Origin of the sequence: Streptomyces sp. NPDC059092, from assembly GCF_042756365.1 — a bacterium.
Taxonomy (GTDB): Bacteria; Actinomycetota; Actinomycetes; order Streptomycetales; family Streptomycetaceae; genus Streptomyces.
In genome coordinates this window covers 1-22,287 of the sequence record NZ_JBHZEJ010000007.1, presented here as the reverse complement: position 1 = coordinate 22,287, position 22,287 = coordinate 1, and the positions used below count along the sequence as shown (strand labels likewise).

Below are 22,287 nucleotides of genomic sequence, written 5' to 3'. Positions count from 1 at the left end.
GACGTATGCCCATCAGGATTCCGCCCCCACCCACGGACCACACGGCCCCCGGAGGAGACGGATCACATGCTCGACGAGATAGTTCTGCTGGAGTCCAGTTCCCTGCGCGCGAGCGTCGCCGAACGCGACGAAGTCCTCGACAAGGTCAAAGAGCTGGCCCTGTCACCGGACGGCCTCCACGCCACGACCAAGGACGTCGCCGCCTACTTCGAGGTGAGCGAGTCGGTCATCCGCGCTGTCATTCACGACCACCGGAGCGAACTCCAGTCGAACGGATACCGCGTTCTCAGCGGCGAGGAACTGAGTTGCTTCAAGCAACTCAGTGGCATCCAGTCCCGCAGTCGCTCGATCGGGATCTTCTCCCGACGCGCCGTCCTGAACACCGCGATGCTGCTCCGTGACAGCATCGTCGCACGTCAGGTGCGTACATACCTGCTCGACAGCGAGCGGAAACAGTCCATCGAGCCTGTGGATAACTTAATCCACAGGCTGAAGGAATGGATCGACACCCGCATCACCGACGCCCTCGCCCAGCACCCCGCCACGCTCGCTGACGCGGCGCGCATCGCCGAGGACATCATCCGCACCACCATCGGCACAGCCGTCGTCCCGTTGCTCAACACCGCCATCCGCAACGACGACGACCAGCGCGCCCGGATCGAAGGCCTCGAAAGCGAGGTGACCCGCCTCAAACGCATCCTGCGCGAGCGCGAGGCAGCCGGCTCGATGGGCGCACTCGACGTCATGAACGCGCGCCAGTTCGAGCAGCCCATCGCCTGGCTCTGCCGCCGCGACGGATGCGATCCGGTCACCGTGACCCGTGGCCACGACGACACCGGAGCCGACATCGTCGCCTACACCCCCGACGGGCGCCGTGTTGTCGTCCAGTGCACAGCTCGCACCTCTGCGGCGACCATCACCAGCGGCGACGTACAGCAGTTCATCGACATGGCCAAGCTCGATCACAAGGCCGACATCGCCCTGCTCGTCGCCACCTGTCCCTTCACCCGCGACGCCCTGCTGCTCGCCGCGCGGCACGACATGACGGCGGTCCACCGCGGCCTGCTGGAGGCGTGGAACGGAGGCGTGAAGCTCCAGGCGTTCCGCCACTGATCCGCCCCTGGCCAGAGATCCGCCCCAACAGACGGGCCTGAAGCCGCAATTCACGCTTGCGGCTTCAGGCCCAGTCGCACTTTACCGCCCGTCGGTCATCGCGCCCGGTTTCACGTGAAACATCACCACCGGTCCTACTCCCCGAGCCCGCGCCAGCCCGCCTCGTCCACCCCGCCGGGAACCGCCTCCCCCGGCTCGTACGGCCCCCGGGTGAGGACGAACGAGCCGAGGTCAAGATGGCTCACAGCTCCGTCCGGCCGCCGCACCACCCGCAGGGTCTCCCCCGCGTAGTAACCGTCGAGCCCCGTCCAGCCGCCGTCCGCCGCCGCGGCAAAGGCCGAGCCCCGCCCGCCGCCGCGCAACGGGCGCAGCTCCAGCCCGCCGTCCGCCGTCAGCTTCAGCACCAGGGGCTGTGTCCCCCAGTACCACGGCCCGGTGAGCGCCAGCAGGTCCTGGTCCACCTCGGGCAGCGGCTTCCAGGGCTCCGGGATCCGCGGCTCCGCGTCCGCCACGATCCCCACCAACTCCGCCGCGACCGATCCAGCTGCCAGCCCCGACGTGACATTGGCCAGCACCGCCGCCGCCACTCCATCCTCCACGCTCACCCACAGGCCGGCGACAAAGCCAGGCAGTGACCCCGTATGGCCCACAAGCGTCCGGCCGCTTTGGCGGATCACCTGCGTTCCGAAGCCGTAGACGCCATCCCACTGTCCCGACTCAGGCGCCGCCGCCGGCGTCCTCAGCTCCGCCACGGACGCCGCGCTCAGGACATTCTCGTCGCCTTCCACGAGAAAGCCCCCGAATCGGCAGAGGTCGGCGGCGGTCGACCAGAGCTGCCCCGCCGGCGCCATCAGCCCGAGGTCCTCGACCGGCTCCGGCAGCAGAGCGTCGGCCCACGGATGCACGGCCCAGCCATCGGCAGCCGGCGCGACCGGCCGCGCCGTCGTACGGTCCATCGCCAGCGGCTCAAGAACCTCGCGCCGCAGCACCTCCTCCCAGGACGCGCCCCGTACCGCCTCGATCAGCGAACCCAGCAGGGTGAAACCCGGGTTGGAGTAGTGGTGCCGCCTCCCCGTGGGGTGCAGCACCGGCCGCTCTCCCAGCACGTCCACGAGCTCCGGGCGCAGCGCAGCCGGCGTCCGCTCCCACCACGGCGCCGGACTCTCCGCGGCGAGCCCCGCGCTGTGACCGAGAAGCTGCGCGACGGTGACCTCACCGACGCCCGTCCCCGGAAGATGCTTCTCCAGCGGATCCGAGAGGTCGATCAGCCCCTCGTCGCGCAGTCGCAACACCAGCACGGCGGTGAACGTCTTCGTGATCGACCCGATCCGGTACTGCGTATCGGCATCCGGAGCCGGCCCGTTCCCGCCGCTCCGCGCTCCCGACCACACCGTCCGCCCCTCACGCGCCACCGCCGCGACCACCGAAGGCACCCGCGCCTCCGCCTGCGCGACAGCAATACGGTGGAACAGGGCCCGTCGCGTACCGGGCAGCAAGTCTTCCCAAGGTTCGGTCATGAACCACATCTACCCACACGGCACCACGCCGTCGACCGCATTTCACGCTGCGCCGAAACCCCCGCCCTCTCCACGCAGCCAGGAACCCGACACCGCGTCAAAATCCGCTGGACAAGAACCGCCGCCGGTCACCACTGTGACCCGCATGACCTCTCTCGTGCACCACATATCGATCGATTGCAGCGACACCTATGCTCTCGGCACCTTCTGGGGCAAGGTCCTCGGCGCCTCCCTCGCCGACGACGACCTGCCCGGGGACTCGGAAGCCCTCCTCGAAGCGCGAGGCGTCACGCTGCTGTTCATCGCCGTCCCTGACGAAAAGATCACAAAGAACCGGGTCCACTTCGACCTCCAGCCCCAGGAACGCACCCGTAACGAAGAGGTGGAACGCATCCTCGCCCTGGGCGCCACCCTGGTGGCGGACCGCCGCCGCCCCGACGGCGGGGGCTGGGTGACCCTCGCAGACCCCGAGGGCAACGAATTCTGCGTGGAACGCAACGCGGCCGAACGAGCGGCCTGACCACCGGCGGGCCGCGGGCGTCCGAAGAACTCCTCCCCGCCTGCCCGACCGATCTCGAACCTGATCCCCACCTCTAACGAGGGGTGCCGCTCCCGCACGCGTACTCAGGGGCGCTCCGTCGCGTGGGGAAGCAGGGGGAACAGCCGGGTGATGAGGGCCACCGGTCGCGCCCCGTCCGGCCGCGCCAGGGGGCGCTGTTCGCGGTCCTGGTAGGGCGCGAGCGCCCGCCGGATCGTGTCCGCGACCCGGCCCATCTCCTCAGGGGTCAGATAGGCGACGGCGCTGAAGGCTTCATCGTGACGCCACTCGGCCGGCGCTTGGTCGCGCCGGGCCAGCCACCGCTGCCAGCTCTCGTCCTCCAGCCCCCGGGCCAAGTCGCCGAAGGATTCCTCCGAAGGCGCTCCAGCAGCGGTGTTGTGCCGGATCAGCCGCCAGGGGCGTGCGCGGCCCCCGCCACGGGGGGCTTCTTCGATGTACCCGTGGCGTGCGAGCTGCCGCAGGTGAAATGAGCAGAGACCGGAGCTGTGACCCAGCCGGAAGGCGGCTTCGGTCGCCGTGACCGTGCCCACTTCGGCGAGCAGGTCCAGCAGGGCCGTGCGGACCTCGTGCTCGCGCAGTCCGCCGCCGCTGTCGCGTGCCCGGTCGCGGGGGGTGTTGACGTCATCTTCAGTCACTTTGCAAACTCTGCTACTTTGCAAAGAACTTGGCAAGTGGCCCTCGCGGCACACACCGGACCGCGGCGGCGTCCGCGGCGCCCGTGGCCCGCGCGGAAGCAGAAGGAGAGACAGTGATGTCTGTTCGTCACGAGCGGTCCCGACCCGTCGACCGGCGAGTCCGTGTACAGGGCCGCCCCGTCGACGCCTGTCCGGCCTGGTCACCGGAGGCGGAACGAGGATCGGTACGGCGGGTCACGGTGGTGGGTGAGGAGATCCTGAGCCGCCCCTGCCAGGAGGTGACCGAATTCGGCACCCCCGAGCTGTCGGCGCTGATCGACGACATGTTCGTGACGATGTACGTGGCCGACGGCGCCGGCCTGGCCGCCAACCAGGTGGATGTCGACCTCCGGCTGTTCGTGTACGACTGCCTCGACGACCACGGGGTCCGGCATGTCGGCCATCTCGTCAACCCGGTTCTGAAACTCCCCCCTCCACCCAGCCGCAGCCTCCTGGACGACCTCGAAGGCTGCCTGTCCGTGCCCGGCGCCACCATGGAAGTCCCCCGTACCGATCGTGCCGTCGTTCGCGGACTCGACAAGGACGGCAACCCCCTCGTCATCGAAGGAACGGGCTACTTCGCGCGCTGCCTCCAGCACGAAACCGACCACCTCCTCGGTCACACGTATCTCGACCGGCTCTCCACACGGGACCGCAGGGAAGCGCTGCGCACGATGGCAGAGCGCCGCGAGGACGTCCTCGCCCAACGCGCTGCCAAAGCCGCACACCTGGGCAGAGTCCACTGACCGGTTCGCCACCCGAGACGGCGAAAACACCACGTCAGAGGTGAGACCCGAGATCACCCCCACATCACCTGTCTGCGAAGCCGCTTGGAATATTCGCTCCGTACGGGAAGTTCCGAAGGTGTGCCCCGCGCAGGCCGGCGCGCCCCACCGGACGCCGGCCGACCGATCCCCAGGGGCCAGCGAAAGACAGGTGAAAGATGAAGTCCGTCGTCCGGACGGCCGCCGGCGGCCCCGAGGTCCTCCAGTTCGTCGAACGCCCGATGCCCGAGCCCGGCCCGGGCGAGGTACGGGTCCGCGTGTACGTCTCGGGCGTCAACCCCACCGACTGGCGCAGCCGCAGACGAGCGCTGCCGCCGGCCATGGACGAACAGGTGCCCCACCAGGACGGCGCCGGGGTGATCGACGCTGTCGGCCCGCAGGTCGACCCGGCACGGGTCGAACAGCGGGTGTGGCTCTGGGAGGCCGCGTGGGAGCGCCCCTGGGGAACCGCACAGGAGTACACGCTCGTACGCGACCATCATGCCGTCGCCCTGCCCGACCACGCTTCGTTCGAACTCGGCGCCGCCCTGGGCATCCCTGCCCTCACCGCCCACCGCGCGCTGACCGTTCACGACGGCGGACCGGGGCGTATCGCACCCGGCACCCTGCGGGACACAACCGTACTGGTGGCGGGCGGCGCAGGCGCGGTCGGCAACGCGGCCATTCAACTCGCCCGCTGGGCCGGGGCGCGCGTGGTGACCACCGTCAGCAGCCCCGCAAAGGCCGCGCTGGCGAGCGCGGCCGGCGCCCACCGGGTGGTCGACTACCGCACGCAGGACGCGACAGCGAAGATCCTGGCCTTCGCTCCCGAGGGCGTCGACATCGTCGTGGAGGTCGCACCGGGCACCAACGCCGCCCTCGACATCGCAGTCGCCGCTCCGGGAGCCGTGGTGGCCTACTACTCGGGCGGCGAGGACGAGCACCTCTCCGTCCCGGTGCTCTCCTCGCTGCAGTCGAACCTGCGCTGGCAGAGCGTCTTCGTCTACACCGTGCCGGCCAAGGCGAAGCAGCAGGCGGTCACCGACATCGCGGCAGCCGTCAACGTGGGCGCGCTGCGCGTGGGCGAGGAGGCCGGCCTGCCGTTGCACCGCTTCACGCTGGAACGCGCCGCCGACGCCCACACCGCGCTCGAACACGGCCTGATCGGGAAGGTCCTGCTCGACATCCCGTGACCGGGCCGCCGCTCAGGTCTGCGCCATGTCCACGAAACGCGAGTAGTGCCCCTGGAACGCCACCGTGATCGTCGCCGTCGGACCGTTACGGTGCTTCGCCACGATGAGGTCCGCCTCGCCCGCGCGCGGCGACTCCTTCTCGTACGCGTCCTCGCGGTGCAGCAGGATGACCATGTCCGCGTCCTGCTCGATCGAGCCCGACTCACGCAGGTCCGAGACCATCGGCTTCTTGTCCGTACGCTGCTCAGGACCACGGTTGAGCTGTGACAGCGCGATCACCGGCAGCTCCAACTCCTTGGCCAGCAGCTTCAGGTTTCGCGACATGTCCGAGACCTCCTGCTGACGGCTCTCGGCACGCTTCGAACCACCCGACTGCATGAGCTGCAAGTAGTCGATGACCACCAGTCGGATGTCATTGCGCTGCTTGAGACGACGGCACTTCGCCCGGATCTCCATCATCGACAGGTTCGGCGAATCGTCGATGTACAGCGGCGCCTGCGAGATGTCCGGCATCCGGCGGGCCAGCCGCGTCCAGTCCTCGTCCGTCATGGTGCCCGACCGCATGTGGTGCAGCGCCACCCGCGCCTCCGCCGACAGCAGTCGCATCGCGATCTCGTTCCGCCCCATCTCCAGGGAGAAGATCACGCTCGGCAGATTGTTCTTGATGGACGCCGCACGCGCGAAGTCCAGCGCCAGCGTGGACTTACCCATGGCAGGGCGGGCCGCGATGACGATCATCTGGCCAGGGTGAAGACCGTTCGTGAGCGAGTCGAAGTCCGTGAAGCCGGTCGGCACACCCGTCATCTCGCCGCTGCGCGAACCGATCGCCTCGATCTCGTCGAGCGCGCCCTCCATGATGTCGCCCAGCGGCAGATAGTCCTCGCTCGTCCGCTGCTCCGTGACGGCGTAGATCTCGGCCTGCGCGGAGTTGACGATGTCATCGACGTCCCCGTCGGCGGCATACCCCATCTGTGTGATCTTCGTACCCGCCTCGACGAGCCGGCGCAGCACCGCCCGCTCGTGCACGATCTCCGCGTAGTACGACGCGTTCGCCGCCGTGGGCACCGACTGGACGAGGGTGTGCAGATACGAGGCCCCGCCGACCCGGCCGATCTCACCGCGCTTGACCAGCTCGGCCGCCACCGTGATCGGGTCGGCCGGCTCGCCCTTGGCGTAGAGGTCGAGAATCGCCTGAAAGACCGTCTCGTGGGCCGGCCGGTAGAAGTCATGGCCCTTGATGATCTCCACGACGTCGGCGATCGCGTCCTTCGACAGCAGCATGCCGCCGAGAACCGACTGCTCCGCGTCGAGATCCTGCGGGGGCACCCGCTCGAACCCCCCGGAGCCGCCGTCCCAGGGGCCGCTCTCGCTGCCCCGCTCGTGCTGCTCCTCACGGCCCCTGCCTTCGCCACGGCGCTGCCGGGAGACAGGCAGACGGTCACTGGGACCGGTATCGGTCCAGGGGTCGTCCAACGGCTCGGGAATGCTCACCGGCCACCTCCTCATGTCCGCCCAGCGGACCTCGCCGTGCCACTCTTTGTACGGCACGACACTGACAAAACGAGAGGCCTGACTCCGGTTCCGGCGCGTCGGACGCCGGTCCACGGTAGGCCCGCCGGCGACGTCAGCCAATCTTGTTATCCACAGGCCATGTGGACGAGAGACCAGATGCTGTGGAGAACATGGGCGAACCTGTGCACGGACCGGGGGACAGCGCTGTGGACAAAGTCATACTGCCCTCCGTGCACCACCATTGACCTGGCCTTTCTCCGTCCACCGGCTGTGGGGGAGAAAAACTTTCCGGACTGGGTCAAGATCAACGGAACCGGCGCACAACCGATCCTTCATCGACGTCGAAAGTAAGGATCACACCACTCTTGCATCACTTACCTGTGGAAGATTAGGTTGACCGCATGACACAGGCCCCTTCGGCATCCAGGACAGGACGGCGACGGCACGATCGCGAGATCGTCGCACTTGCCGTTCCGGCCTTCGGCGCCCTCGTGGCCGAGCCGCTCTTCGTGATGTTCGACAGCGCGGTCGTCGGCCATCTCGGCACTCCCCAACTCGCCGGACTGGGCATCGCGGCGGCCCTGCTGACAACCGCCGTCTCCGTCTTCGTCTTTCTCGCCTACGCCACCACCGCGGCCGTCGCCCGGCGGGTCGGCTCGGGCGATCTCCCGGCCGCCATCCGCCAGGGCATGGACGGCATCTGGCTGGCTCTGCTGCTCGGCGCCGTCGTCGTCGCGGTGGCCCTGCCCACCGCGCCGTGGCTCGTCGGCCTCTTCGGCGCGTCGGACACCGCCGCTCCGTACGCCATCACCTATCTGCGGATCTCCAGCCTCGGCATCCCGGCCATGCTGGTGGTTCTGGCCGCCACCGGCGTGCTGCGCGGGCTCCAGGACACGCGTACGCCGCTGTACGTCGCCATCGGCGGGTTCGGCGCCAACGCGGCGCTCAATGTCGCACTCGTCTACGGCGCCGGCCTCGGCATCGCCGGCTCCGCCTGGGGCACGGTGATCGCCCAGTGCGCCATGGCCGCCGTCTACCTGGTCGTCGTCGTGCGAGGGGCGCGTCGGCACGGCGCGTCGTTGCGGCCCGACGCGGCGGGGATACGGGCCAGCGCGCGGGCCGGTGCGCCGCTGCTGGTCCGTACGCTCTCGCTGCGGGCGGTTCTGATGATCGCCACGGCGGTCGCCGCGCGACTGGGGGACGCGGACATCGCCGCGCATCAGATCCTTCTGTCGCTGTGGAGTCTGATGGCTTTCGCGCTCGACGCGATCGCCATCGCGGGGCAGGCCATCATCGGCCGCTATCTCGGCGCGGGGGACATCAAGGGGGCCCGGGAGGTGTGCCGGCGCATGGTGCAGTGGGGGATCGCGTCAGGTGTGCTGCTGGGCGTGCTGATCGTGGTCGCGCGCCCATTGTTCATTCCGCTGTTCACGGGGGACCCGGTGGTGCGGGAGACGCTGTTGCCGGCTCTGCTGGTGGTGGCGGTGACGCAGCCGCTCGCGGGGATCGTCTTCGTGCTGGACGGTGTGCTGATGGGCGCGGGGGACGGTCCGTATCTCGCCGGGGCCATGTTGGTGACGTTGGTGGTCTTCGCACCGGTCGCTCTGCTGGTGCCGGTTCTGGGGGGCGGGTTGACGGCACTCTGGTGGGCGATGGGGCTGATGATGGCGGTCCGCATGTTGACTCTCTGGCTGCGGTCCCGTTCGGGTCAGTGGCTGGTCACCGGCGCCACGCGCTGACGTGCAGCCACACTGACACACCCATGTCCCGAGTTGCCGTTTCACGTGAAACACCCGGTGTGCCCGTTTCACGTGAAACGTGGTCGTGGAGACCAAGCCGTGGTGACAGGGAAGAGGGCCGCATCCCGGTGGGGATACGGCCCTCTTCCTGCTTGCTCTGCTGAGCGTGTCGCCTAGGCGGCGACGACCTCGATGCCGAGCTTCGCGGCGACCTCGGGGTGCAGACGCACAGACACCTGGTGCGAGCCCAGGGTCTTGATCGGCGAACCGAGCTCGATGCGGCGCTTGTCGACCTCCGGGCCACCGGCGGACTTGATCGCCGAGGCGAGGTCGGCCGGGGTGACGGAGCCGAAGAGGCGGCCGGCGTCGCCGGAGCGAACGGCCAGACTCACCTTCACGCCTTCGAGGCGGGCCTTGATCTCGTTGGCCTGCTCGATGGTCGCGATCTCGTGGATCTTGCGGGCGCGGCGGATCTGCGCCACGTCCTTCTCGCCGCCCTTGGTCCAGCGGATCGCGAAACCGCGCGGGACCAGGTAGTTGCGAGCGTAGCCGTCCTTGACGTCGACGACGTCGCCGGCGGCGCCGAGGCCGGAGACCTCGTGAGTGAGGATGATCTTCATGATTCGGTCACCCTCCCTTTATCGCGCGGTGGACGTGTAGGGCAGCAGCGCCATCTCACGGCTGTTCTTGACTGCCGTGGCGACGTCACGCTGGTGCTGAGTGCAGTTGCCGGTGACGCGGCGGGCACGGATCTTGCCACGGTCGGAAATGAACTTCCGCAGCATGTTCGTGTCCTTGTAGTCCACGTACTGGGTCTTGTCCTTGCAGAATGCGCAGACCTTCTTCTTAGGCTTGCGCACAGGCGGCTTCGCCATGGTGTTTCTCCTGTGTGATCAAGAAGTGGGGTACGAGCCGCCCTTAGAAGGGCGGCTCGTCCGAGTAGCCGCCGCCGGAGCTTCCGCCGGAGCTTCCGCCCCAGCTGCCACCGCTGCCCCCGCCGCTCTGCGGCTGCTGGCCGCCGGCCGGCGCGCTGGTCGCCCACGGGTCGTCGGCGGGAGCACCGCCGCCGCCCTGCTGGCCACCACCACCGGGGCCGCCGCCCCAGTTTCCGCCGCCGCCCTGCTGGCCGCCGCCGCCGTAGCCACCCTGGCCACCGCGACCGGTGGTCTTGGTGACCTTGGCCGTGGCGTTCTTCAGGCTGGGGCCGACTTCCTCGACATCCAGCTCGTAGACCGTGCGCTTGACGCCCTCGCGGTCGTCGTAGGACCGCTGCTTCAGCCGGCCCTGCACGACGACGCGCATGCCGCGCTGGAGCGACTCGGCGACGTTCTCCGCCGCCTGCCGCCAGACCGAGCAGGTGAGGAACAGGCTTTCGCCGTCCTTCCACTCATTGGTCTGCCGGTCGAAGGTGCGGGGAGTGGACGCGACGCGGAACTTCGCGACCGCCGCACCGGACGGGGTGAAGCGCAGCTCGGGGTCGTCGACGAGATTGCCGACGACCGTGATGACGGTCTCGCCTGCCATGGGTGAACCTCTCGGCGGGGATTGCTTCTGGCTGCTTGCTGCTACTCGGACCCGATGACGCTGAGCCGGTGGCTCAGTGGGTCTCGGGGCGGAGGACCTTGGTCCGGAGGACCGACTCGTTCAGGTTCATCTGTCGGTCGAGCTCCTTGACGACCGCAGGCTCGGCCTGGAGGTCGATGACCGAGTAGATGCCCTCGGGCTTCTTCTTGATCTCGTAAGAGAGACGACGACGGCCCCAGGTGTCGACCTTCTCAACCTTTCCGTTGCCCTCACGGACGACGGAGAGGAAGTTCTCGATCAGCGGGGAGACAGCGCGCTCCTCGAGATCGGGGTCGAGGATGACCATCACCTCGTAGTGACGCATGTGGAACCCACCTCCTTTGGACTCAGCGGCCACGGTCGTTCCGTGGCAGGAGGGTCGTGATGCGTGAGCAACGGTATCGGCCGCCACTGACAATCCGGCTCGTCGGACGAGGGGATCGCGTTCTGGCCAGGGCAGACACCGGTGCAGACCGTACAGACTACCCGCATGGTGGCTTCCTGTTGAAATCCTGCTGGCTGCGGGCGCAATCTGTACACATCGGGTGTGCGCGGCGCTACGATGCGCCGCCTCCGGCAAGGCCAGGAGGTGCCAGATGGCACAGGCAATGCGACCGAACCCCTCCACGTCCCTTTTCTCGACGGACGGGAAGTCCCATCCGCTTCAGGACACGCTGATGGTGGTGACGCTGGCACTGGGGCTTCTCGCGTTCGTCACGGCGTTCTTCCACCAGTTGCATCTGATCAGTTCGTGGGCGGGGCTGGTGGGGATCCTGACGGGTGCGTACGGGCAGTTCGTCTCCGTGACGACACGCGAGCGGTTCCTGATCATCATCGGGCTGGGCGCCTCGGCGGTCGGCTTCTTCCTCGGCATGGCGCACGGCGGCCTGTTCGGCGGGGTGATCGGTTAGAGCCGCCCGCTCGGATCCGGCGTGCATCCCGCGCGATCCGGACGAGCGGCGCCGGGGCCCGTCCAGCGGGTCGGGCCCCGGACATCCCCGTCGGCTCGCCCGACGGCCAGACGGGGCGCTCCATCGGCGCAGTAGGCTTCGGCGCGAGAGCCGGAGCCCCTGTATCGATGGGGACACACCTGCCGAGGAGCGCCCCGTATGAGTCTGACCCTGAGGACCATCAGCCGTGAGCAGCATCTGGCGTATATCCAGAGCCTGCCCGCGGCGAGTCATTGCCAGGTCCCGGCGTGGGCTGATGTGAAGACGGAGTGGCGCTCCGAGAACCTGGGCTGGTTCGACAAGAACGATGAGCTGGTCGGTGCGGGGCTGGTGCTGTACCGCCAGTTGCCGAAGATCAAGCGCTATCTGGCGTATCTGCCCGAGGGGCCGGTGCTGAATTGGTATGCGCCGAATCTGGACGAGTGGATGCAGCCGATGCTGGCGCATCTGAAGCATCAGGGTGCTTTCTCGGTGAAGATGGGGCCTCCGGTGGTGATCCGGCGGTGGAATGCGACGGCGATCAAGTCGGGTATTCAGGATCCGGATGTGAAGCGGCTGCGTGATGTCGAGGCGTCGCACATCGAGCCGCGCGCTTTCGAGGTGTCGGACCGGCTGCGCAAGATGGGGTGGCAGCAGGGGGAGGACGGCGGCGCGGGTTTCGGTGACGTCCAGCCGCGTTATGTCTTCCAAGTGCCTTTGGCCAATCGTTCCCTGGATGACGTGCTGAAGGGTTTCAATCAGCTTTGGCGGCGTAACATCAAGAAGGCCGAGAAGGCCGGCGTCGATGTGGTGCAGGGGAGTTACGGGGATCTCGCGGAGTGGCAGCGGTTGTACGAGATCACGGCGGAGCGGGATCATTTCCGGCCGCGACCGTTGTCGTACTTCGAGCGTATGTGGAGTGTGCTGAACGCCGAGGACCCGAATCGGATGCGGTTGTATTTCGCGCGTCATGAGGGTGAGAACGTGGCGGCGGCGACGATGCTGATCGTCGGTGGTCATGTCTGGTATTCGTACGGCGCTTCGGCGAATCACAAGCGCGAGGTGCGGCCTTCGAACGCGATGCAGTGGCGGATGCTGCGCGACGCGTATGCCATGGGTGCGACGGTGTACGACCTCCGGGGTATCTCCGATTCACTCGACGAGACCGATCACCTTTTCGGCCTGATTCAGTTCAAGGTGGGTACGGGTGGCGAGGCCGTCGAGTACATCGGCGAGTGGGATTTCCCGCTGAACAAGCTGCTCCACAAGGCGCTGGACATGTACATGTCGCGCCGCTGACCGATTGGCGGGCCGCCGGAGGTTTCCGGCGGCGGCACGGGGTGGATCCTTTCGGTAAGGCCGTCCCGATCCGCAAGCAATTCATATTCTTATACAACGCAGCACTCTGATACACCGCAGCCGAGAGAAAGGTTCCGGACCGGCAATGGCGCTCTCCCTCTACGTCGACACCGCGCGCTGGCGGGCGCACCAGAAGTCGGTCATCGAGCAGTTCCCGGGGCTTGTCCCGGTCTGCAAGGGCAATGGGTACGGCTTCAGTCATGAACGGCTCTCCGACGAGACCACGCGTTTCGGTTCCGACATGCTGGCTGTGGGCACGATTTATGAGGCCGCGCGCATAAAGGACTGGTTCAGCGGTGATCTGCTGGTGCTCACTCCGTTCCGGCGGGGCGAGGAGCCGGTGCCGCTGCCGGACCGGGTGGTGCGCTCGGTGTCGTCCGTCGACGGCGTGTACGCCCTGGTGGGCGCCCGGGTCGTCATCGAGTGCATGAGCTCGATGAAGCGGCACGGGGTGAAGGAGGAGGAGCTGGGCCAGCTCCACGCCGCCATAGAGGACGTGCGGCTGGAGGGCTTCGCCCTGCACCTTCCGCTGGACCGTACGGACGGTTCCGACGCGGTCGAGGAAGTCATCGCGTGGATGGACCGGCTGCGCGCGGCGCGGCTTCCGCTGCACACGATGTTCGTGAGCCATCTCGCCGCGTCCGAGCTGGCGCGGCTCCAGCAGCAGTTCCCGCAGACCCGGTTCCGGGCGCGGATCGGCACACGGCTGTGGCTGGGTGACCACGAGGCGACCGAGTACCGGGGTTCGGTGCTGGACGTGACACGGGTCGCCAAGAACGACCGGTTCGGTTACCGGCAGCAGAAGGCCGCCTCTGACGGCTGGCTGGTGGTCGTGGCGGGCGGTACGTCCCACGGTGTGGGGCTGGAGGCCCCGAAGGCGCTGCACGGGGTGATGCCGCGGGCGAAGGGGGTCGCGCGGGCGGGTCTGGCGACGGTGAACCGGAATCTTTCGCCGTTCGTCTGGGACGGCAAACAGCGCTGGTTCGCGGAGCCGCCGCACATGCAGGTGTCGATCCTGTTCGTGCCGTCGGACGCGCAGGAGCCGAGGGTCGGGGACGAGCTGGTGGCGCATCTGCGCCATACGACGACGCAGTTCGACCGGCTCGTGGACCGCTGACACGCCGGCACTCCCGCCGTGCCGCCACTCTGCCGGGCCGGCAGAGTGGCGTCCGTAACTCCGAAGGCTCCCCCCGCGTCCGCGCGCGAGGGGAGCCTTCAGCCGTTTCCCGGAGGTCCGGGGTGGTCAGCCGAAGTCGGGTGATCGCTCCTGCGCGGGCGGCAGGCCCTTGCGGACCCCCCATTCGAGCCTGACGCCGCCGAAGTGGGTGGCGGGCGTACCGGCGGGCTCCGGTGCGGCCCTGCCGAGCACGAAGCGGTCCTCCGCGCCGTCCAGAACGCCACCGGAGGGGTCGTCGGTGCCGTCGGTGCGTACGCCGTCCCGTTCGGGCAGGAGGATGTCCCGTACGACCAGGGCACACAGGTAGAGCGTGCCGAGCAGGTGCAGGGCGATGGCGAGCTGGTAGCCCTCGGTGGGCAGTCCCTTGTGGGCGTCACCGCTGGTCGTGTACGCGAGGTACATCCAGATGCCGAGGTAGTACATGACCTCGCACGCCTGCCAGACCAGGAAGTCGCGCCAGCGGGGGCGGGCCAGGGCGGCGAGCGGGATGAGCCAGAGGACGTACTGCGGCGAGTAGACCTTGTTGGTGAGGATGAACGCGGCGACGACGAGGAAGGCGAGCTGGGCGAAGCGCGGCCGGCGGGGCGCGGTGAGGGCGAGGGCGGCGATGCCCGCGCAGGCCAGCACCATGAGGATCATGGCGTACGTGTTGACAGTGCTGACGTCGATGGACCGGCCGGTGCGCTGGGTGATGATCAGCCAGAAGGAGCCGAAGTCGATCTGCCGTTCCTGGCTGAAGGTGTAGAACTTCTTCCAGCCCTCGGGGGCCAGCAGCATCACGGGCAGGTTCACCGCCAGCCAGGAGGTGGCGGCTCCCAGGAGGGCCGTGCCGTACGCGCGGTAGCGGCCGGCGCGCCAGCACAGGACGAGCAGGGGCCCCAGCAGGAGTGCGGGGTAGAGCTTGGCGGCGGTGGCGAGCCCGATGAGGATGCCGAAGGCGAGGGCCCGCCCGCGGGACCACATCAGCATGGCGGCGGCGGTGAGGGCGACGGCCAGCAGGTCCCAGTTGATGGTGGCGGTGAGGGCGAGGGCGGGCGCCAGGGCGACCAGGAGGGCGTCCCAGGGGCGGCGGCGGTGGGTGCGGGCGACGCAGACGGCGATGACAGCGGCGCAGATCATGAGCATGCCCGCGTTGACCATCCAGTACATCTGCTCGCGGTACTGGAGGGAGCCGCCGGGGGTGAGCCAGGAGGCCACCTCCATGAAGAGGCCGGTCAGGACGGGGTACTCCAGGTACTGCATGTCGCCGCTGAGCCGGTCGAAGTACGGCACGAGGTTGTCGGCGAAGCCGCGCCCGATGAAGAGGTGCGGGATGTCCGAGTAGCAGGCGTGGGTGTACTGGGAGCTGGCTCCGCGGAACCAGGCCCAGTTGTAGCAGGGCATCTTCTGCACCATGCCGAGTGCGAACATGCCGATCGCCACCAGTGCGACGGCGCGTACGGGGGAGAGCCGGCCACTGCCCGGCCAGGCCCAGCGTCCGGCCGGTCCGCCGATCAGCTCGCTGCCGGCCGCGGCGATCTCGTCCCGCCGGGTGGGCGCGACGTCCGGCGGGTCATGGTGCACGGTTTCCTCTTCTGCGCTCGGCATGGCGTCCATCCTGCCGTATGCCGCTGTGGGCGGGGCGGGGCTGTGGACAGGGCGAGGGCCGCCGCACCGTCCGTACGGGTGTCCGTACGGGTCCGGTGCGACGGCCCTCACTGGTGGAGCGGGCGGCCCCTCGGCCCGGGAAGGCGGCCTGTGCGGCGGCCTGCGGCGGTTTCGGGGGCCGGAGGTGTCCGGCGTGTCAGCCGAAGATTCCTCCGCCTCCCCCGTCGTCGGACTCCTCGCTGGTGGGCGTGGGCGAGGTGGTTTCGTCGTCGCCGCCCCCTCCGCCGGGGCCGCCGTTGCCGTTGCCCTGGTTGCCGTTCCCCTGGTTGCTGTTGCCCTGGTTGGCGCAGCCGAAGATGTTGTTGCAGGTCTCGCCGGAGCTGGAGGGGGTCTGCGACGGCGTCTCCTTGCTCTCGCTCTCGCTCACGGTCGGCGACGGGCTGTCGGACAGCGACGCGGACGGGCTGTCGGACGGGGTCGGGGTCGGGGACGCGGCGCCGCCTCCGTAGACCGCCTCGCCGATGGGCTCGGGCTTGGGGAACTTCTCGATGGGCTTCCCCTTGAGCGCCTGCGCCATGTAGTCCTGCCAGATGTCGGCGGGGAACGAGGCGCCGTGGATCTTCGCCTGGCCTCCCGTGCCGAACATCTTCTCGAACTGACGCTTGGTGTTCTTCGCGTCGTCGTCCATCCGGTACATGTCGATGGCCGTGGAGAGCTGCGGGGTGTAGCCCACGAACCAGGCCGACTTGTTGCCGTCGGTGGTACCGGTCTTGCCGGCGACCTCACGGCCGGGAAGCTGTGCGCTGCTTCCCGTACCGCCGTCCTTCACGACTTCCTTCAGCACGTCGGTGACGTTGTCCGCGACATTGGAGGGGAAGGCGTTCGTCGCCGTCGCCTTGTGCTGGTAGATGACCTTGCCCTCCTTCAGCACCCTGTCGACGGAGTACGGGTCGCGCTGCTTGCCGCTGGCGGCGAAGGTGGCGTAGGAGCCGGCCATCCGGATGGCGCTGGGGTCGGAGATGCCGAGCGAGAACGAGGGCACATTGGACTTGCTGAGCGAGTCGGGGCGCAGACCGGCGTTGATGGCCGCCTGGCGCACCTGGTCGATGCCGACGTCCATGCCGAGCTGAACGAAGGGCGAGTTGGCGGACCTCTTCATTGCCTTACGCAGGTTGATGTCGCCGAAGTTCTCGCCGCCGTCGTTGGTCTGGAGCCACTCCTTGTCCTCTTCGTTGGTCCAGATCGAGCCGTCGTAGTTCTTGATCTTCAGCTTGTTGTCGCCGTTGTAGATGGCCTTGTCGGGCGAGACCGGGGTGCGCTGCTCGTCGGTCTGCTGCTCGGAGAGACCGGGGTCGCGCTTGCCGTGTTCCATGGCCGCGGCGAGGACGAACGGCTTGAAGGTCGATCCGACCTGGGCGCCGGTCTGGTCGGCGTTGTTGGTGAAGTGCTTGGTGGCATCCTCACCGCCGTAGATGGCGATGATCTTTCCGCTGGACGGCTCGACCGAGGCGCCACCGAACTGGACGTGCGTGTCCTTGTCGGGACGCTTCTTGGGGTCGATGTTGGCGTCGTAGATCTTCTTGACCGACTTCTCCAGCATGTCGACCCTCTTCTTGTTGAAGGTCGTGTGGATCTCGTAACCGCCCGCGTTGAGGTCGTCCGCCGTGATGCCCCGGTCGTTGTTGTTGATGAAGTTCGCCTTGGCGAGGTCGACCAGGTACCCGACCTGACCGCCGAGTTCGTCGGACTTCTTCGGCGGGTCGGGCATCGGGAACTCGGTGTACCTGGCGCGCTCGGACGCGTCGAGCCGCTTGTCCTTCACCATGCCGTTGAGGATCGACTCCCAACGGATCTTGGCGCGCCGCGTGTTGCCCTCGGGGGTGGCGTTCGGGTTGAGCTCGGTGGCGCCGGCCGGGTCGTAGAGGGTCGCGCCCTTGAGCAGCGAGGCGAGGAAGGCGCACTCGCTCGCGTTGAGGTCCTTGGCGTCCTTGCCGTAGTACGTACGGGAGGCGGCCTGGATGCCCCAGGCGCCGCGTCCGTAGTACGACGTGTTCAGGTACCCCTGCATGATCTTGTCTTTGTCCATGTCGGTGCCGACCCGCATGGCGATGAAGAGTTCCTTGAACTTGCGGCTGAAGGTCTGGCTCTGGTCACCCAGCCGGGCGTTCTTGACGTACTGCTGGGTGATGGTGGAGCCACCCTGCGTGTCGCCGCCCATGGCCATGTTGAACACGGCGCGGCCCATGCCCATGAAGTCGACACCGGGGTCGTCGTAGAAGGACTTGTTCTCCGCCGAGACGACCGCGTTCTGCATCGCCCTGGGAATCTCGGAGATGTCGATGATCTGCCGATTGATCGCACCGTCGGCGGAGGCCATCTGAGTGTTGTCGTCCCAGTAGTAGACGTTCTTCTGGGCCAGCGACGCCTTCTGCTCGTCAGGGACCTCGACCATGGCGTACGCGATGGTCCCGGCGGCCAGGACGGATCCGACGAAGGCGATGGAGAGCCCGGTGGTCTGCTTCCAGGACGGCACCCAGCGGCGCCAGCCGTACTTGTTGTACCGCGGGTAGTCGATGAACCGCTTCTTGCGCGGCTCGCCGTGCCCGTCGTCCCCGCCGCCTCCGCGTCGGCCGCCGCCGCCTCCGCCGGGGCCCGCGCCACCGCCGTCGGCCCCGCGGCGGCGTCCGCCGCGCTGGGCCGCGCGTCTGGCCTCGGCACGCCCTCCGTAGACGGGCTCTTCCTCGTACCCCTCGGCATGGGAGACCGTGGTCTCCCGCGACGGGGCTGCACGGCGACCGGACGGCTGCTGGGCCGCACGCCTGGACGCGGCACGGCCGTCACCTGGTGGCTGCGGCATTTTACGACGGTGCTCGCTCATCGAACGACTACTCCTCGGGCAGGCGCGTACGCCTGGAAGCGGCAGTTGGGTTCCGGTCCCCCGAAATGAATACGGACCGGCCCGGCATAGGGCTCATCCGACATGCATCCGGCGAACCGACAGTGCTGACGTCCCTGGACGTCGCTGGGATCCCGGTGGTCTGCATGCCGCACAGACTACGCACGGTCAAAACCCTCCGAGAGCTGAAGTTCACCCTAAATCAGGCAAGTTGCATCATGAGAATCGGGGATGTGACGCCGTTCACTAAAGCCACCCTTGTCGCCACCGCCTCTCCGATCTATCGTCGGGATGTATCGAGTCGATACATCGGTTCGGAATAAGAGTCCGGGACGGGTCCTGGACCGTGGAGGAGGCGAGGGTGAGCAGACGCTCGGGCATCCTTGAGTTCGCCGTCCTCGGCCTGCTCCGCGAGTCCCCCATGCACGGCTATGAGCTGCGGAAACGGCTCAACACCTCGCTGGGTATCTTCCGTGCTTTCAGTTACGGAACGCTCTACCCGTGCCTCAAGACGCTGGTTGCCAACGGCTGGTTGATCGAGGAACCGGGCAGTGCCCCGGAGGACGCGCTCGCCGCCTCGCTCGCGGGGCGCCGGGCCAAGATCGTTTATCGGCTGACGGCCGACGGCAAGGAGCACTTCGAGGAGCTGCTGTCGCACACCGGTCCCGATGCCTGGGAGGACGAGCACTTCGCTGCTCGGTTCGCCTTCTTCGGGCAGACGGAGCGCGATGTGCGCATGCGGGTGCTGGAGGGCCGCCGGAGCAGGCTGGAGGAGCGTCTGGAGAAGATGCGCGCCTCTCTGGCCCGGACCCGTGAGCGGCTCGACGACTACACGCTGGAGCTGCAGCGCCACGGCATGGAGTCCGTGGAGCGCGAGGTGCGCTGGCTGAACGAGCTGATCGAGAGTGAGCGGTCGGGGCGGGATCAGATGCGGTCCGGCCCCGAGGAACCCGCCGAGCAGGAAGCCGGAGAAGCGGACGGCCTGCCCCGGCACCGGGACGCCGCGTCTCCCGGGGGTACGCCCCCGGGACGTCCAGGACCGCCGGATCCGTCCGCGGACCCCACCAAGTGAGGCCTTGCACCTCCGCAAGGTTTCATCACGAACGCTGAGATCACACAGGGAGCAACCGCAATGGGTTCGGTTCGCGTAGCCATCGTCGGTGTGGGCAACTGCGCCGCCTCGCTGGTGCAGGGTGTCGAGTACTACAAGGACGCCGACCCGGCGGGCAAGGTACCGGGTCTGATGCACGTCCAGTTCGGCGATTACCACGTACGGGACATCGAGTTCGTGGCCGCGTTCGACGTGGACGCGAAGAAGGTCGGCCTCGACCTCTCGGACGCCATCGGTGCCAGCGAGAACAACACCATCAAGATCTGTGACGTGCCCTCGGCGGGCGTCACCGTCCAGCGTGGTCACACCCTCGACGGTCTGGGCAAGTACTACCGCCAGACGATCGAGGAGTCCCCCGAGGCCCCCGCGGACATCGTCCAGACCCTCAAGGACAAGCAGGTCGACGTCCTGGTCTGCTACCTGCCCGTGGGCTCCGAGGCCGCCGCGAAGTACTACGCGCAGTGCGCCATCGACGCCAAGGTCGCCTTCGTCAATGCCCTCCCGGTCTTCATCGCCGGCACGAAGGAGTGGGCGGACAAGTTCACCGAGGCCGGTGTCCCGATCATCGGTGACGACATCAAGTCGCAGGTCGGCGCCACGATCACACACCGCGTCATGGCGAAGCTCTTCGAGGACCGGGGCGTCGTCCTGGACCGCACGATGCAGCTCAACGTCGGCGGCAACATGGACTTCAAGAACATGCTGGAGCGCGAGCGCCTGGAGTCCAAGAAGATCTCCAAGACGCAGGCCGTCACCTCCCAGATCCCCGACCGCGACCTGGGCGCCGACAACGTGCACATCGGCCCGTCGGACTACGTGGCCTGGCTCGACGACCGCAAGTGGGCCTACGTCCGCCTTGAGGGCCGCGCCTTCGGCGACGTCCCGCTGAACCTGGAGTACAAGCTGGAGGTCTGGGACTCCCCGAACTCCGCAGGTGTCATCATCGACGCCGTGCGCGCCGCGAAGATCGCCAAGGACCGCGGCATCGGCGGCCCGATCCTCTCCGCCTCGTCCTACTTCATGAAGTCCCCGCCCGTGCAGTACTTCGACGACCAGGCGCGCGAGAACGTCGAGAAGTTCATCGCCGGCGAGGTCGATCACTAACACCCGCACCAGCCGCGGCAGTCACGGCAACTGCGGCAGCCGCGCTCCGCGCGACGGGCCGTACGAGAAGGGGCACCGGGCCACCAGGTCCGGTGCCCCTCTCGCGTATGCCCCGCTCCCGTGCGCCGCCGGCACGTATGTGACGCTGGCCCACATGCCTGTCGTACGGGATCTGCGCGTGCTCCTGCGTCTCAGGGACTTCCGCCGGCTGTTCGCGGTCCGGCTGCTCTCCCAGGCGGCCGACGGTGTCTTCCAGGTCGCGCTCGCCGCGTACGTCGTCTTCTCCCCCGAGAAACAGACCTCGCCCGGCGCCATCGCCTCCGCGATGGCCGTACTGCTGCTTCCCTACTCCCTGGTCGGCCCGTTCGCCGGAGTGCTCCTCGACCGCTGGCAGCGCCGCCAGGTCTTCCTGTACGGGAACCTGCTGCGCGCCTTCCTGGCCGGGTGCACGGCCCTGCTGATCCTGGTGTCGGTACCCGACTGGCTCTTCTACGTCTCGGCGCTCTCCGTGACCGCCGTCAACCGGTTCGTCCTCGCCGGGCTCTCGGCCGCTCTGCCCCGCGTCGTCGACGACGAGCGCCTCGTCCTGGCGAACTCGCTCTCCCCCACCGCCGGCACCCTCGCCGCGACCGCGGGCGGCGGACTCGCCCTCGTCGTACGGCTGACCGCGTCCGGCTCGGACGCCGCCGTGATGCTGCTGGGCGCTGTCCTTTACATCTCTTCGGCGCTCGCCTCACTGCTCCTGGCGCGCGAACTGCTCGGCCCCGAGCACGCGCCCGCGAGGCCCCGGTTGGGAGCCGCGCTCACCTCCACCGCGCAGGGGCTCACCGACGGACTGCGTCATCTCGCCGAGCGGCGCGCGGCGGCGTCCGCGCTGGCCGCCATGACGGTGATGCGCTTCTGCTACGGGGCGCTGACGGTGATGGTGCTGATGCTCTGCCGCTACGCGTGGACGGACCGGGAGTCCGACGGCCTGGCGCTGCTCGGGCTCGCCCTCGGAATCTCCGGGGCGGGGTTCTTCGCGGCGGCGCTCCTCACCCCGTGGGCGGTGGGCCGGCTCGGGGCGCGGGGATGGATGGCGCTCTGCGCCGCTGCGGCGGCCGTGCTCGAACCGGCACTCGGGTTGACCTTCGCACCCGTACCGCTGATGGCCGCCGCGTTCCTTCTCGGCCTGATCACCCAGGGCGCGAAGATCGCCACTGACACCGTGGTGCAGACGACGGTGGACGACGACTTCCGCGGCCGGGTCTTCTCCCTCTACGACGTTCTGTTCAATGTCGCCTTCGTGAGTGCCGCCGGGGTGGCCGCGCTGATGCTGCCGCCGGACGGCCGGTCCGCGCCGCTGGTGGTGATGGTCGCGCTTCTCTACGCGACCGTCGCGGTGGGGCTGACGCGCGGGAGGCGGTGTTTCACGTGAAACACCCCCTCCGGAGGGTTCGCGTCCGGGGCATGTTTCACGTGAAAAATGCCCCGGACGCCGCGATCAGTTC

19 protein-coding genes and 1 pseudogene are annotated in these 22,287 nt (G+C 68.2%); 11 read left to right on the top strand and 9 right to left on the bottom strand.

Translation table 11 applies throughout. The annotated features are described in order from the left end of the window. Positions 1 to 66 precede the first annotated feature (66 nt). Entirely contained in the window at positions 67 to 1,113 is a 1,047-nt protein-coding gene (locus ACFXPL_RS06440) for a restriction endonuclease (RefSeq protein ID WP_384913404.1), read from the top strand. A gap of 134 nt (positions 1,114 to 1,247) precedes the next feature. On the opposite strand, the gene ACFXPL_RS06435 is transcribed toward ACFXPL_RS06440, so the two are convergent. Continuing rightward, a complete protein-coding gene (locus ACFXPL_RS06435; protein WP_384913402.1) occupies positions 1,248 to 2,630 on the bottom strand; it encodes a serine hydrolase domain-containing protein in 1,383 nt (460 codons plus the stop codon). A gap of 145 nt (positions 2,631 to 2,775) precedes the next feature. Here ACFXPL_RS06435 and ACFXPL_RS06430 point away from each other — a divergent pair. Further along, positions 2,776 to 3,147, top strand: a pseudogene (locus ACFXPL_RS06430) (VOC family protein); the annotation flags it as partial. Positions 3,148 to 3,254: 107 nt separating this feature from the next. Here ACFXPL_RS06430 and ACFXPL_RS06425 read toward each other — a convergent pair. Then, positions 3,255 to 3,824, bottom strand: coding sequence for a winged helix-turn-helix domain-containing protein (locus ACFXPL_RS06425; RefSeq protein ID WP_384913399.1), 570 nt, complete (start codon positions 3,822 to 3,824; stop codon positions 3,255 to 3,257). 116 nt (positions 3,825 to 3,940) lie between these two features. Between ACFXPL_RS06425 and def the strand changes: the two genes are divergently transcribed. Further along, a complete protein-coding gene (def, locus tag ACFXPL_RS06420) occupies positions 3,941 to 4,609 on the top strand; it encodes a peptide deformylase (protein WP_384913396.1) in 669 nt (222 codons plus the stop codon). Between the two features lie 197 nt (positions 4,610 to 4,806). Continuing rightward, on the top strand, positions 4,807 to 5,820 hold the full coding sequence (locus ACFXPL_RS06415; RefSeq protein ID WP_384913392.1) for an NADPH:quinone reductase: 1,014 nt from the start codon (positions 4,807 to 4,809) through the stop codon (positions 5,818 to 5,820). A gap of 12 nt (positions 5,821 to 5,832) precedes the next feature. Here ACFXPL_RS06415 and dnaB read toward each other — a convergent pair whose 3' ends face one another. Beyond that, on the bottom strand, positions 5,833 to 7,293 hold the full coding sequence (dnaB, locus tag ACFXPL_RS06410) for a replicative DNA helicase (RefSeq protein WP_384913767.1): 1,461 nt from the start codon (positions 7,291 to 7,293) through the stop codon (positions 5,833 to 5,835). A 440-nt stretch (positions 7,294 to 7,733) separates the two neighbouring features. Here dnaB and ACFXPL_RS06405 point away from each other — a divergent pair, with 440 nt between their 5' ends. Then, positions 7,734 to 9,071, top strand: a complete 1,338-nt coding sequence (locus ACFXPL_RS06405; protein WP_384913389.1) for an MATE family efflux transporter — start codon at positions 7,734 to 7,736, stop codon at positions 9,069 to 9,071. 173 nt (positions 9,072 to 9,244) lie between these two features. Here the strand turns inward: ACFXPL_RS06405 and rplI are convergent, their stop codons facing one another. The 4 genes from rplI to rpsF form a co-directional block, all read right to left on the bottom strand. Further along, positions 9,245 to 9,691 (bottom strand): 50S ribosomal protein L9, encoded by a 447-nt coding sequence (rplI, locus tag ACFXPL_RS06400; RefSeq protein ID WP_384913386.1) that lies wholly within the window; start codon positions 9,689 to 9,691, stop codon positions 9,245 to 9,247. An 18-nt stretch (positions 9,692 to 9,709) separates the two neighbouring features. Then, complete coding sequence (gene rpsR / locus ACFXPL_RS06395; protein ID WP_003967857.1) at positions 9,710 to 9,946, bottom strand: 30S ribosomal protein S18; 237 nt, start codon at positions 9,944 to 9,946, stop codon at positions 9,710 to 9,712. A gap of 43 nt (positions 9,947 to 9,989) precedes the next feature. Further along, positions 9,990 to 10,595, bottom strand: a complete 606-nt coding sequence (locus ACFXPL_RS06390; RefSeq protein ID WP_384913381.1) for a single-stranded DNA-binding protein — start codon at positions 10,593 to 10,595, stop codon at positions 9,990 to 9,992. A 73-nt stretch (positions 10,596 to 10,668) separates the two neighbouring features. After that, the gene (gene rpsF, locus ACFXPL_RS06385) at positions 10,669 to 10,959 is read right to left on the bottom strand and encodes a 30S ribosomal protein S6 (RefSeq protein ID WP_006604399.1); all 291 of its coding nucleotides are present in this window, start codon (positions 10,957 to 10,959) and stop codon (positions 10,669 to 10,671) included. 271 nt (positions 10,960 to 11,230) lie between these two features. On the opposite strand from rpsF, the gene ACFXPL_RS06380 reads away from it, so the two are divergent. From ACFXPL_RS06380 to ACFXPL_RS06370, 3 genes are all read left to right on the top strand, one after another. Further along, entirely contained in the window at positions 11,231 to 11,545 is a 315-nt protein-coding gene (locus ACFXPL_RS06380) for a hypothetical protein (RefSeq protein ID WP_384913378.1), read from the top strand. Positions 11,546 to 11,743: 198 nt separating this feature from the next. Continuing rightward, positions 11,744 to 12,862 carry a lipid II:glycine glycyltransferase FemX gene (locus tag ACFXPL_RS06375; protein WP_384913375.1) on the top strand — a complete coding sequence of 373 codons (1,119 nt, stop codon included), beginning with the start codon at positions 11,744 to 11,746 and terminating at the stop codon, positions 12,860 to 12,862. 145 nt (positions 12,863 to 13,007) lie between these two features. Then, positions 13,008 to 14,039: an alanine racemase gene (locus ACFXPL_RS06370; protein WP_384913372.1), complete on the top strand. Its 1,032-nt coding sequence runs from the start codon at positions 13,008 to 13,010 to the stop codon at positions 14,037 to 14,039. Positions 14,040 to 14,165: 126 nt separating this feature from the next. On the opposite strand, the gene ACFXPL_RS06365 is transcribed toward ACFXPL_RS06370, so the two are convergent. Together ACFXPL_RS06365 and ACFXPL_RS06360 are read right to left on the bottom strand one after the other, a co-directional pair. Further along, the gene (locus ACFXPL_RS06365; protein ID WP_384913369.1) at positions 14,166 to 15,686 is read right to left on the bottom strand and encodes a glycosyltransferase family 87 protein; all 1,521 of its coding nucleotides are present in this window, start codon (positions 15,684 to 15,686) and stop codon (positions 14,166 to 14,168) included. A gap of 196 nt (positions 15,687 to 15,882) precedes the next feature. Beyond that, complete coding sequence (locus tag ACFXPL_RS06360; RefSeq protein WP_384913366.1) at positions 15,883 to 18,564, bottom strand: transglycosylase domain-containing protein; 2,682 nt, start codon at positions 18,562 to 18,564, stop codon at positions 15,883 to 15,885. Between the two features lie 379 nt (positions 18,565 to 18,943). Between ACFXPL_RS06360 and ACFXPL_RS06355 the strand changes: the two genes are divergently transcribed. From ACFXPL_RS06355 to ACFXPL_RS06345, 3 genes are all read left to right on the top strand, one after another. Next, positions 18,944 to 19,654, top strand: coding sequence for a helix-turn-helix transcriptional regulator (locus ACFXPL_RS06355; protein ID WP_384913363.1), 711 nt, complete (start codon positions 18,944 to 18,946; stop codon positions 19,652 to 19,654). A 60-nt stretch (positions 19,655 to 19,714) separates the two neighbouring features. Further along, on the top strand, positions 19,715 to 20,797 hold the full coding sequence (locus ACFXPL_RS06350; RefSeq protein ID WP_384913360.1) for an inositol-3-phosphate synthase: 1,083 nt from the start codon (positions 19,715 to 19,717) through the stop codon (positions 20,795 to 20,797). A 154-nt stretch (positions 20,798 to 20,951) separates the two neighbouring features. After that, on the top strand, positions 20,952 to 22,214 hold the full coding sequence (locus ACFXPL_RS06345) for an MFS transporter (RefSeq protein WP_384913357.1): 1,263 nt from the start codon (positions 20,952 to 20,954) through the stop codon (positions 22,212 to 22,214). Positions 22,215 to 22,287 lie beyond the last annotated feature (73 nt).

What these genes read in the sequence shown, in the direction of transcription:
- ACFXPL_RS06440 (WP_384913404.1), top strand. Translation starts at nt 67, where the DNA reads ATGCTCGACGAGATAGTTCTGCTGGAGTCCAGTTCCCTGCGCGCGAGC.
- ACFXPL_RS06435 (WP_384913402.1), bottom strand. Translation starts at nt 2,630, where the DNA reads ATGACCGAACCTTGGGAAGACTTGCTGCCCGGTACGCGACGGGCCCTG.
- def (WP_384913396.1), top strand. Translation starts at nt 3,941, where the DNA reads ATGTCTGTTCGTCACGAGCGGTCCCGACCCGTCGACCGGCGAGTCCGT.
- ACFXPL_RS06415 (WP_384913392.1), top strand. Translation starts at nt 4,807, where the DNA reads ATGAAGTCCGTCGTCCGGACGGCCGCCGGCGGCCCCGAGGTCCTCCAG.
- ACFXPL_RS06405 (WP_384913389.1), top strand. Translation starts at nt 7,734, where the DNA reads ATGACACAGGCCCCTTCGGCATCCAGGACAGGACGGCGACGGCACGAT.
- rplI (WP_384913386.1), bottom strand. Translation starts at nt 9,691, where the DNA reads ATGAAGATCATCCTCACTCACGAGGTCTCCGGCCTCGGCGCCGCCGGC.
- rpsR (WP_003967857.1), bottom strand. Translation starts at nt 9,946, where the DNA reads ATGGCGAAGCCGCCTGTGCGCAAGCCTAAGAAGAAGGTCTGCGCATTC.
- ACFXPL_RS06390 (WP_384913381.1), bottom strand. Translation starts at nt 10,595, where the DNA reads ATGGCAGGCGAGACCGTCATCACGGTCGTCGGCAATCTCGTCGACGAC.
- rpsF (WP_006604399.1), bottom strand. Translation starts at nt 10,959, where the DNA reads ATGCGTCACTACGAGGTGATGGTCATCCTCGACCCCGATCTCGAGGAG.
- ACFXPL_RS06380 (WP_384913378.1), top strand. Translation starts at nt 11,231, where the DNA reads ATGGCACAGGCAATGCGACCGAACCCCTCCACGTCCCTTTTCTCGACG.
- ACFXPL_RS06375 (WP_384913375.1), top strand. Translation starts at nt 11,744, where the DNA reads ATGAGTCTGACCCTGAGGACCATCAGCCGTGAGCAGCATCTGGCGTAT.
- ACFXPL_RS06370 (WP_384913372.1), top strand. Translation starts at nt 13,008, where the DNA reads ATGGCGCTCTCCCTCTACGTCGACACCGCGCGCTGGCGGGCGCACCAG.
- ACFXPL_RS06365 (WP_384913369.1), bottom strand. Translation starts at nt 15,686, where the DNA reads ATGCCGAGCGCAGAAGAGGAAACCGTGCACCATGACCCGCCGGACGTC.
- ACFXPL_RS06360 (WP_384913366.1), bottom strand. Translation starts at nt 18,564, where the DNA reads ATGAGCGAGCACCGTCGTAAAATGCCGCAGCCACCAGGTGACGGCCGT.
- ACFXPL_RS06350 (WP_384913360.1), top strand. Translation starts at nt 19,715, where the DNA reads ATGGGTTCGGTTCGCGTAGCCATCGTCGGTGTGGGCAACTGCGCCGCC.
- ACFXPL_RS06345 (WP_384913357.1), top strand. Translation starts at nt 20,952, where the DNA reads ATGCCTGTCGTACGGGATCTGCGCGTGCTCCTGCGTCTCAGGGACTTC.